This window comes from Chondromyces apiculatus DSM 436 (genome assembly GCF_000601485.1).
GTDB lineage: Bacteria > Myxococcota_A > Polyangia > Polyangiales > Polyangiaceae > Chondromyces > Chondromyces apiculatus.
This window is the reverse complement of the sequence record NZ_ASRX01000045.1, coordinates 99,222-108,605: the sequence shown is the minus strand read 5'-3', so window position 1 is coordinate 108,605 and position 9,384 is coordinate 99,222. Positions and strand designations below refer to the sequence as shown.

Below are 9,384 nucleotides of genomic sequence, written 5' to 3'. Positions count from 1 at the left end.
TGCGGGAGGAGCGCCGAAGCCGGGCGGTGCGCCGAAGCCGGGCGGCGGCGGAGGGGGCGGGGGAGGTGCGAAACCGGGAGCCGGGGGGCCGAAGCCTCCGCCAGGAGGTCCGTACCCGGGATCCGCAGGAGGCGGGGCACCGTACCCTTGAGACGCGGCGGCGCCGAGGGGTGAAGCGCAGATGGCGCAGAACTTGTCGGCGGGGGTCGCGGGAGCGCCGCAACGCGGACAGAGCATGTAGATCCTTCTTGGGTTTGGCGACGCCCCGGCGCCGCCGGCGCGAGCATACCGTGGGCGCCACGACGCTGATCAAAAAGAAGTAGGCCCGACGACCCGTGCCGGGTTCATGATCCACGGCAGCAGGGCTTGCGGAATGTCAGCAGAGGGCTGGATGCGGGAGGGGCGATTCCGAGCCGCGCATCGCGGCGTGGTGCGCTGGTTCGGGAGAGCTGGGACCGAGGGGCCACGCGAGGGTGGCCCCTGGATCACTGCTCCTTGGCGTCGCGAACGCGGGCAGCCTTGCCGGAAAGCTTGCGGAGGTAGAAGAGCCGCGAGCGACGCACGAGGCCGCGCGAGACGATCTCGATCTTGTCGATGCGGGGGCTGTGGAGGAGGAAAATGCGCTCCACGCCGATGGAGAAGCTCACCTTGCGCACGGTGAAGGTGCTCCGCACGCCGGCGCGGTGCCGCTTTAGAACCACGCCCTGAAAGGCCTGGATGCGCTCCTTCTCGCCTTCGACGATGCGGTAGTGGACGCGGATGGTGTCACCGACGCGGAAATCGGGGACGGCGGCCCGGATCATCGGGGCTTCGAGCTTTGCGAGGACGTTCGAGGTCTGCATGGTCAACCTTCAACCAACCGGGGGAGGTAGTACGAGGACGTGGTACGCCACCCCATGGCGCCGTCCGAGGGGCCGGGATTATGCACAGCGGTCCGGGGGTGTCAACGCGGGCGATTGCATTCACCGCCTCACGGGGATGATCTGGACGCGGCGCGCATCTCCTTCGCCGTCGCTCTTCGTGACCACGCCCGGGAACTTGGCGAGCGCGAGGTGCACCACCCTTCGATCCTGCGGGCTCATCGGCTCGAAGGTGATGATCTTGCCCTCTTCCACGGCCTGCTTGCCGAGCCTGCGGGCCATGGTGGTGAGCGTGTCCTCACGACGCGCGCGGTAGCCCTCGGCGTCGATAATCACGTGCCGGCGCTTCGTGCCGGGTCGGTTGATGATTCGATTGGTGAGGAACTGGAGCGCCGCCAGGGTCTGGCCTTTCTTGCCAATCACTCTGCCGGCGTCCTTGCCCTCGATCTCGATGCGGATTTCCTCGGGCGGATCGGTCTCGTCGTTCTCGAGCAGATCGACCGTGCAATCCATCCCCATCGCGGCGAGCACGTCGATCACGAAGTCGAGCGCGATATCGGCGCGTCCATCTTCGACGAACGGCTCGTCGCCACCGGGGGTTTCGTTGAGATCATCGTCCGGCTCACCGAGCGGCGCACCCGCGACGGATCCGGCGTCTTTCTCCGCAGCACTGCTATCCACGGACACGTGCCTTTCCCTTTCCAAGAGCGGGCGTCGCCTTGTCGTCGTCGCCCGAAGACTTTTCTCTCACCTGGATGTCGCCACTGCCCTGCGCGTGATCGCGGGCCTTGAGGTAGCGTTCGACCAGGACCTGCTGGCTGATGCCGAGCCAGGTATTCGTGAGCATGTACACGCCAAGACCGGCCGGCAGGAAGAGCATCATCGCCGTGAAGATGGCCGGCATCATGTACAGCATCATCTTCTGCTGTGCCGGATCGCCCTGGGGCGGCATGATCTTCTGCTGGATGAAGCTCGACGCGCCGAGGATGACGGGGATGACGAAGTAGGGATCCCTCGACGCCAGGTCGCGGATGAAGGGCCCGAAGGGGGTGTGGTAGAGTTCAACGGCCGTCTGCAGCGCCGTGTAGAGGGCGAACCACACCGGCATCTGGACGAGCACGGGGAAGCAGCCCACGAGGGGGTTCGCGACCTTGTTCTTGCGCCAGAGTTCCTGGAGGGCGACGCCGCGCTGGGCCGGGTCGTCCTTGTACTTCTCGTTGAGCGCGTCCATCTCCGGCTTGAGCTTCCGCATCGCGGCGGCGCTCTTGATCTGCTGGAGGCTCAGCGGGAAGAGGAGGAGGCGGACGGTGATCGTCAAGAGGACGATGGCCCATCCCCAGCTCCCGACGGCGCGGTAGAGGACGTAGAGGTACGAGACGAGGATCTTGGCGATCGGGGAGAACCAGCCGAGGTTGATGACCTCGCTGACGCCGTGGCCCACGTTCCCGAGGAGCTCGCGATCCTTGGGGCCCACGTAGGAGAGGGCCTTGTAGGTCGTGGTCCCCTGGGGGGCCAGCTCGGCTTCGGGGTACGCGATGCGGGCGCGGTAGACGAACCCGTGATTGGGATCATCCGACTGCTTCTTGTGGCGGCGAGAGTCCCAGATCTCTTCGATCTGGGTCTCGGCGGCGGTGGGAGGACCTTCGAGAGGGATCGCGATCGCGCTGAAGTAGCTGCTCGATACGGCGCTGAAGCGGCCTTCTCCCGGGGTGCGGCGCCACTTCTCGGAGGTGAACTCCTTGTCCTCGAAGTCCTTGGGCTCGAAGTCGGTGGGGAGCTGGCGGTCGGTGCGCTCGTTCGTGGACGCCACGGTCTCCGTGGCCCACTCGGTCGTCGGCTGGAGGAAGCTGCCCGTGGTCTCGTGTTGGGCGTGGTAGGCGGTCTGCTCGATCGCCAGGCGGTGCTTGCGGGGCTCCGCGGCGAGGTTCTTCACGCTGACCGTGACGGCGAGCTCGTAAGGCTTGCCGGTGGCGGCGACGTCCTTGACCAGCTCGGAGGTGGCGTCGGTGTACGTGAACGTGCAGCGCTTGCCGTCCTGGGCCGTGAGCTTCCAGTCGAGATCGTTGTAGGGGACCTGGTGCGGCGCGTCTCCGATCTGGCGGAGATCGGTCCGGAGGGGCATGCGCGACTCGGCCGAGGTGCTCACCAGATCGATGGGGCGGGTGACCTCCTTGCCCCCCTCGTCCCTGGTGACCTGGTACTTCGGCAGGGTCAGCCAGAAGTGGCGGAGGGAACCTCCGCGGCTCGACAGCTCGGCCTTGAAGCGTTCGCCGTCGATGACGCAGACCTCTTCTGCGCCTCGCTGCGGCGGCTGGACGTCATCGCGGAGGGTGCCAAACGGCTGCCGCTCGACCTTGCTCTCTCCGAAGAGCTTCGGACCGAACTGGATGAAGAGCAGGGCGACGAGGCCGATGAACAGCCACTTCAACAGGTTGCTGCGTTCCATGAAATCCTTCGGATCGTCCCGTCATCCTGCGAGTCACCCAGGATGTGTCTCGGTGCTGCCCTGCATCCAGAGGTGAATCAGCCGCGCGCGCCGGAGCAGGACACGTCGAGAGAGGGCGGGGAGTTTCTGGGGGCCCATTTATGGGTTCGCCCTCTCGGCGGCAACGAAAGCAAGCGGTGCTCTGCAAGAGCACACGCTGGCGCGGTGGCTGGACGCGTCCTCGGCTCGTGAGCCCTCACCCGGTATCGACCGGACCGCCACACCACGGCGGGGAAGAGGGGGGGGTGGGGGGTCAAACCCACCGGGATGGAATGGGTGACACCTACACAGTCGCTTGAGCGAAAGCAAGCTTCCCCGCAGCGCTCCGTGGCCCACGATGCACGCCGCGGCATACCTGGAACAGGAAGGCTCGAAGCGGCAGATCGGGCCCAGGGTCGCCAGGATGAGCTTCGAGAGCGTCATCTGGTAGACGCGGATCAGCGCGAGGAGAAGCTTGGCGACCATGGCTCGAACACGCGGGTAGAGCTTGGGGCGCCCACTATCGGCGCGCAAGGTCCGAACGTGGCGCCCCCGGCGGTACTGCGGTCGCGGCGGCGCTGTGAGCCGCCCTGAGCGCATCTTCGCCGCGACGCCTGATGAGCGAAGCCATTGCCTGGAGCTCGGCCTGCGCTTGCTGGAAGGAGAGGAGGTGCGCTCCGGAGCGGATGATCACCACGACGTCGAGCCCGTTCGCGAAGAGCGACGTGTTGTGCCGGAACACCTCGCGGAGCACCCGCTTTGCGCGATTCCGTTCAATGGCACCGCCGACTTTACGCGACGCCACGACACCGAGCCGCGCCAGCCCCTGTGCATCCGTTCCAGCAGCGAGCAGCCAGAGGTAGTGTCGGGTCGAGACCCGAACTCCGCCGTCCTGAATACGGACGAAGTCGGGTCGCTTCCGGATGCGCTGCGCCCGCGTGAGGCGCCCCATCGGGGTCGGTTACTTCTGGTAGATCGACGGGACGAGGCGAGCCCGGCCCTTGCGGCGCCGGTTGTTGATGACCTTGCGGCCACCGGAGGTCGCCATGCGGGCACGGAAGCCGTGCGTGCGGGCGCGGCGAGTGTTGTGAGGCTGGTAGGTGCGCTTCATCGCAATAATTCCTCGGAAGTAGAACGCGTGGTGAGGCGTGAGCGCTCACGGAGCCGCGGGCCGCGCAAGTAAGCACAAGGGTTGAGGTGGGTCAACACTGGGTTCCATCGGTTCAGGGGTGGAACCAGGCCGGGAGGAGTCGAGAGGGGAGGGAAGCCATGTTCTTTCGCCCCTCACGGAGTGGCTGGTGTAGCCTCCGGCTGCGCGTATGACCCACTGTCTGCGCGAGAAAACTGCCTGACGGCGCATGCGGGCGGCCCCCTCGGAGCACTGTGCGCGGGTGCGCTGGTGCGCTGGTCAGAAAAGGGAAAGCGTCTTGGAGGATCCGGGCAAGATGGGTCGACAGGTGAAGGCGGAGGAGACTCCGGCCAGCGGTGCACGAGGACGTCGGTCCGCGTCGCGCTGGATGCTCGCTGCGCTCGGCGTCGTGGCGGGCGGGGCGGTCGCACTGCACTCCTCGGAGGCGAGCGCCCAGCAGGCGACGTTCTATCTGGATCGCCTCTACATGGCCGGCTCGCCGGACGATGGCATCGCGCTCTGGCGTCCGCAGATGTCGCCCGAGACGCGGTTCTATGGACAGCTCGGTGTCGGCTTCGGCTTGAACCCCCTGCGCAACGAGAACGTCTTCGACGAGGACCCTCCGGCCGGGAGCACGCCCGTCTCCACGCAGCTCATCACGTACCTGAACGCAGGCGTCGAGCTGTTCGACCGCTTCGGCTTCCAGGTGGCGCTCCCGTTCGTCGCGGTGCAGACGGCGGACCAGGCCTCGCCGAGCACGGCGGCGCTCATGGATCTGCGGTTCGATGCGCGGTTCATCGTCTTCCGCACGAACGACAGGTTCTTCAAGCTCGGGCTGAACGGTAGTGTCTGGGCGCCGACGGGTGACAGGTACTCGTTCAGCAGCGACACGCAGACGACCGTGGGGTTCATGGTGTCCGGCGAGCTGGATTTCAAGAAGCTCTTCGTGGTGCTGAACACCGGTCCGCACTTCCGGAAGTCGCAGGAGCTGATCGACTTCACCACCTCGTCGGAGTGGCGGTTCGCTGTGGGTGCCTACGTGCCCTTGCGTGATGGTCAGGTCCGCCTGGGGGCGCAGATCTTCGGGTCGACCGGGATCGAGGAGGGCACGTTCTTCTCGGGAGCCAACACGCCCATCGAGTGGATGCTCGACGGACGCCTCTACTTCGGCGCGAAGAAGCAAGGCTGGGCGGGGCTCGGTGGCGGGACGCGGATCACCGCGGGATACGCGCCAGACTTCCGCGGGGTGCTCCTCGCCGGGTACTCGTTCGGGATCCGCGACACGGATCCGCCGTCTCCGGGCAAGCGCTGGAAGAGCCAGAAGTTCTCCGATCACGGCGCGGATACGGACAAGGACGGCTTGCCCGACGACGTCGACCTGTGCCCGACGGAGCCCGAAGACGGGAAGCCGCCGAACACGGACGACGGCTGCCCGTCGCTGCCCGATCGCGACGGGGACGGCATCCCGGACAACGTGGACAAGTGCCCGGATCAGCCGGAAGACTTCGACAAGATCGACGACACGGACGGCTGCCCGGAGGACGACGCCGACGAGGACAAGATCCCGGATGCCCAGGATGCCTGCCCGAAGGAGCCCGGAGAGCCGAGCCCGGAGCCGGCGAAGAACGGGTGCCCGCAGTTCATCCGCCGGATCTCGGGCTCCAGCGAGATCCAGATCCTGAAGCAGGTGCAGTTCGCGACGGGAAGCGCGGTGATCCTGCCCGGCAGCTATCCCATCCTCGACGAGGTGGTGCGGCTTCTCAAGGTGAACCCCGAGATCCTCCACCTGGCCATCGAGGGACACACCGACAACCGGGGCTCCGATCAGCTCAACGAGAAGCTCTCGGCCGACCGTGCGAACTCCGTGCTCAAGTACCTGAACGAGCGCGGCGGCATCGAGGCGGGCAGGCTCTCGTCGCAAGGCTTCGGCCCGAAGCGACCCATCGCCGACAACAACACGGCGAACGGGCGGCAGACGAACCGGCGCGTGGAGTTCCACATCCGCAACCGCGCCGGGGACGCGGCTCCCACGGACGGTCAGGGTGACCAGTCCGGAGGAAGCGCTGCGCCGTAAGCGCCCGCCGCCCTCGCCTCTCCTCACCGCAAGCCTCCTGGCTGGCGCCCTCCTGGTCACGGGAGCGTGCCGGCCAGACCGAGGGACTCCCTTCCGGTGTACGTGCACGTTCACCACGGACTTCGATGATGATGTCCGGCGGAGCGTGGAGGTGTGCGCCGAGGACCGGGAGCGCTCCGGAGAGGTGGCCAGGGGCTGCGCGCAGTCGGGGGCGCCAGGGCCGGTTCAGGCGTGTACCTGCTCCGGGGCAGGCGCCGAGGGGAGCTGCGAAGTGGGGCGATGCGAGATGACCGAGGAGTGAGGCGCTTCTCTGGTCCCAGCTCGGGGTGACCCGAGGGCCGGGAGGGCGCCGCCGAGTCAGGCGCGTTCGAGGACGAGCGCGCAGTTGTGGCCGCCGAAGCCTGCCGACAGCTTCACGGCGTAGCGCAGGTCCACGGGGCGTCGGGTGCGGACCACCTCGAGGGAGAAGGCGGGATCCAGCTCGTCGAGGTTGATGGACGGATGCAGCTCCTGGTCGCGCAGGGAGCACACGACGGCGATCGTCTCCACGGCACCAGCGCCGCCGAGCATGTGTCCGAGCATCGACTTGGTCGCGGAGATGGGGATCTGCGAGAGCCGCTCTCCGAAGACCTGGCGCAGTGCCAGCACCTCGGCAGCGTCACCCTGGGGCGTCGAGGTGGCGTGGGGGTTGATGTAGCCGACGAGCGCCGGCTGGAGTTCGGCGCGCTCCAGGGCTCTCGTCAGGGCCATCGCCAGTCCGGCGCCGTTGGTCTCGGGTCGGGTGAGGTGCGTCGCGTCCGTGGTCATCCCGAACCCTGTCACGTAGGCGAGGGGCCGCGCGCCGCGTCGCAGGGCGTGCTGCTCTTCTTCGAGGACCAGCGCGCCCGCGCCTTCGCTCATCACAAAGCCGTGGCGGGTGCGATCGAAGGGCCGGCTGGCCCGGGTCGGGTCGCCGTCCACGGCGCGCGCCAGCGCCCGGGCATTGCCGAAGCCGGCTACGGTGTTGAGTCGGGTGGCTGCCTCTGCGCCCCCTGCCACCATGATGTCGGCGTCGCCCGATTCGATCATCAGGGCCGACGTCGCGATGGAATGCGTGCCCGTGGTGCAGGCGCTCGCCAGGCTGTAGGAGGGACCCATCAGGCCGTAGCGGATGGAGATCACGGCCGTCGCGCTGTTGGGCATGACGCCGGGGATGAAGAACGGGGAGACGGCGCGGGGGCCGCGCGCGGCGCTGCGGGCGATCTGCTCCTCGAAGATGTCGACGGAGCCCATGCCCGTGGACATCAGGCATCCGTAACGGAACCGCGCACGATCGGTGGTGGGGACGCCCTCCGAGGCCGCCTCGTCGTCGCTCGCGGCCGGGTCGTGGACGGGGGCGAGGCCTGCCTGGGCGAGCGCTTCGGCGGCGGCGGCGACGCTGAAGTGCGTGACCCGGCCGTAGATCTCGACCTCCTTGGGAGAGAGGAAGCGCTCGGCGTCGAAATCTCGCACGCTCGCCGCGATGTCGCTGCGGAGCTTGTCCGTGGGGAAATCACGGATCTTGTCGACGCCCGAGCGTCCATTCAGCAGGTTCTGCCAGGTGGTCGCCACGTCGTTGCCCAGGGGACTGACGACGCCGACGCCGGTTATCGCAACGCGCCTTCGCATGGGCTCACTCTGGCGACCTTGCGCGCCGTGGGGCTGGATCAGGCGACAGACTCGAGGCGCTCGCCGACCTTCCGGCAGAGATCGCCCACGGTCGAGAGCTCGACGAGATCCTCGTCGGGGATCATGATCTTCAGCGAGGTCTCCATCTGACCGATGATCTCCATCATCGTGAGCGAATCGATGCCCAGGTCGGTGATGACGGAGTCCATCGTCACGTTCGGAAAATCTCGCTTGTCCACGCGGGCAGCGACGGTCTTGAACATATCCAGGAGAGCAGCTTCATCCTTCATGGCGTCGCCTCTGGGGTCGAGAGCCCCGTTATCCATCGATCCTGCGGAGTTCGTACTGAGCGAGAGAGCTGTAATGCTTGTCGAAGGCATTGACGCACGTCGAGAGGTATCTGTCGTAGTCGTCGAATACCTTGTCGCCCCACTTGGAGCGAATGAGCGTTTCATTGAGCCGCATGCGCCGCAGCCACTCCCCGGTGGTGCGCTGGTAGTCCTGGCGGCGGGTCTTCACCGTCACCACCTCCCACCACGGATTCACGGCCTGGATGATCTCCTCCATGCGCGGGTTCAGGCCGCCCGGGAAGATCGTGTGGGTGCAGAAGTAGATGTCCTCAAGTTCCTTCTTCGTGCCCGCTTCCATGCCGCCCCAGGGGGTCATGCGCGGCGTGCGGTTGCGCAGGATGGTCTGGAGACCGAACCATGCTCCAGGGTTGGTCATGTCCCAGCAGCGCTTGAAGAAGGCGCGGTAGATGTCCACCGCCTTGCCCTGGCGCGCCTCCGCGGGCGAGCAGAGGTGGTCCATCATGCAGATGCTGATCAGGCTGTCGAACCGCTCGTCGGTCTCCCACTTCCTGAAGTCGGTGCAGACCACCTCGGCGCCGGGGATCTTCCGGGCGTTCACTTCCTGGGACTGAGCGGTGGAGAGGGTGATGCCCACGGCCCGCTTGGCGCCCCGCGAGGTCGTCACGTACTCGAGCGCCGCGCCCCAGCCGCAGCCGATGTCGAGGACCTTCTTCTCGGGGCCGACCTTCGCGAAGTCGGAGAGGATGCCGAGCTTGTTGAGTTGCGCGGCCTCCAGCGACTGGTCCGGCGACTCGTAGACGGCGCTCGTGTAGTTCATGCGTTCATCCAGCCAGAGCCGGAAGAACTCGTTGGAGACGTCGTAACTGACCTCGACCTCGGTCTTCGTTGAACCCATCCCT

The 9,384-nt window shown here is 66.9% G+C and carries 10 protein-coding genes and 1 pseudogene; 1 reads left to right on the top strand and 10 read right to left on the bottom strand.

Annotation, left to right across the window (positions count from 1 at the left end; translation table 11 throughout):
- The 7 genes and pseudogenes from CAP_RS54030 to rpmH form a co-directional block, all read right to left on the bottom strand.
- Positions 1–237 (bottom strand): annotated as a pseudogene (locus tag CAP_RS54030) (FHA domain-containing protein); the annotation flags it as partial.
- A gap of 248 nt (positions 238–485) precedes the next feature.
- A complete protein-coding gene (gene rplS, locus CAP_RS26445) occupies positions 486–842 on the bottom strand; it encodes a 50S ribosomal protein L19 (RefSeq protein WP_044245953.1) in 357 nt (118 codons plus the stop codon).
- Between the two features lie 120 nt (positions 843–962).
- Positions 963–1,547 (bottom strand): Jag family protein, encoded by a 585-nt coding sequence (locus CAP_RS26440; RefSeq protein WP_231511712.1) that lies wholly within the window; start codon positions 1,545–1,547, stop codon positions 963–965.
- Positions 1,534–3,306, bottom strand: a complete 1,773-nt coding sequence (gene yidC / locus CAP_RS26435) for a membrane protein insertase YidC (protein WP_044245952.1) — start codon at positions 3,304–3,306, stop codon at positions 1,534–1,536. Before yidC ends, CAP_RS26440 begins: the two co-directional genes overlap by 14 nt.
- Before the next feature lie 138 nt (positions 3,307–3,444).
- Positions 3,445–3,810, bottom strand: coding sequence for a membrane protein insertion efficiency factor YidD (gene yidD / locus CAP_RS55575; protein WP_081865274.1), 366 nt, complete (start codon positions 3,808–3,810; stop codon positions 3,445–3,447).
- A 34-nt stretch (positions 3,811–3,844) separates the two neighbouring features.
- Complete coding sequence (gene rnpA / locus CAP_RS48680) at positions 3,845–4,276, bottom strand: ribonuclease P protein component (RefSeq protein ID WP_081865273.1); 432 nt, start codon at positions 4,274–4,276, stop codon at positions 3,845–3,847.
- A 9-nt stretch (positions 4,277–4,285) separates the two neighbouring features.
- On the bottom strand, positions 4,286–4,435 hold the full coding sequence (rpmH, locus tag CAP_RS26425) for a 50S ribosomal protein L34 (RefSeq protein WP_044245950.1): 150 nt from the start codon (positions 4,433–4,435) through the stop codon (positions 4,286–4,288).
- A gap of 334 nt (positions 4,436–4,769) precedes the next feature.
- Here rpmH and CAP_RS26420 point away from each other — a divergent pair, with 334 nt between their 5' ends.
- The gene (locus tag CAP_RS26420) at positions 4,770–6,527 is read left to right on the top strand and encodes an OmpA family protein (RefSeq protein WP_231511711.1); all 1,758 of its coding nucleotides are present in this window, start codon (positions 4,770–4,772) and stop codon (positions 6,525–6,527) included.
- A gap of 357 nt (positions 6,528–6,884) precedes the next feature.
- Here the strand turns inward: CAP_RS26420 and CAP_RS26415 are convergent, their stop codons facing one another.
- Genes CAP_RS26415 through CAP_RS26405 form a run of 3 tightly spaced genes read right to left on the bottom strand, consistent with a single transcriptional unit; the run spans position 6,885 to position 9,380 of the window.
- Positions 6,885–8,174, bottom strand: a complete 1,290-nt coding sequence (locus CAP_RS26415; protein WP_044245946.1) for a beta-ketoacyl-[acyl-carrier-protein] synthase family protein — start codon at positions 8,172–8,174, stop codon at positions 6,885–6,887.
- A 38-nt stretch (positions 8,175–8,212) separates the two neighbouring features.
- Complete coding sequence (locus CAP_RS26410; protein ID WP_044245944.1) at positions 8,213–8,464, bottom strand: acyl carrier protein; 252 nt, start codon at positions 8,462–8,464, stop codon at positions 8,213–8,215.
- A 28-nt stretch (positions 8,465–8,492) separates the two neighbouring features.
- Positions 8,493–9,380, bottom strand: coding sequence for a class I SAM-dependent methyltransferase (locus CAP_RS26405; protein WP_044245942.1), 888 nt, complete (start codon positions 9,378–9,380; stop codon positions 8,493–8,495).
- Positions 9,381–9,384: the final 4 nt, after the last annotated feature.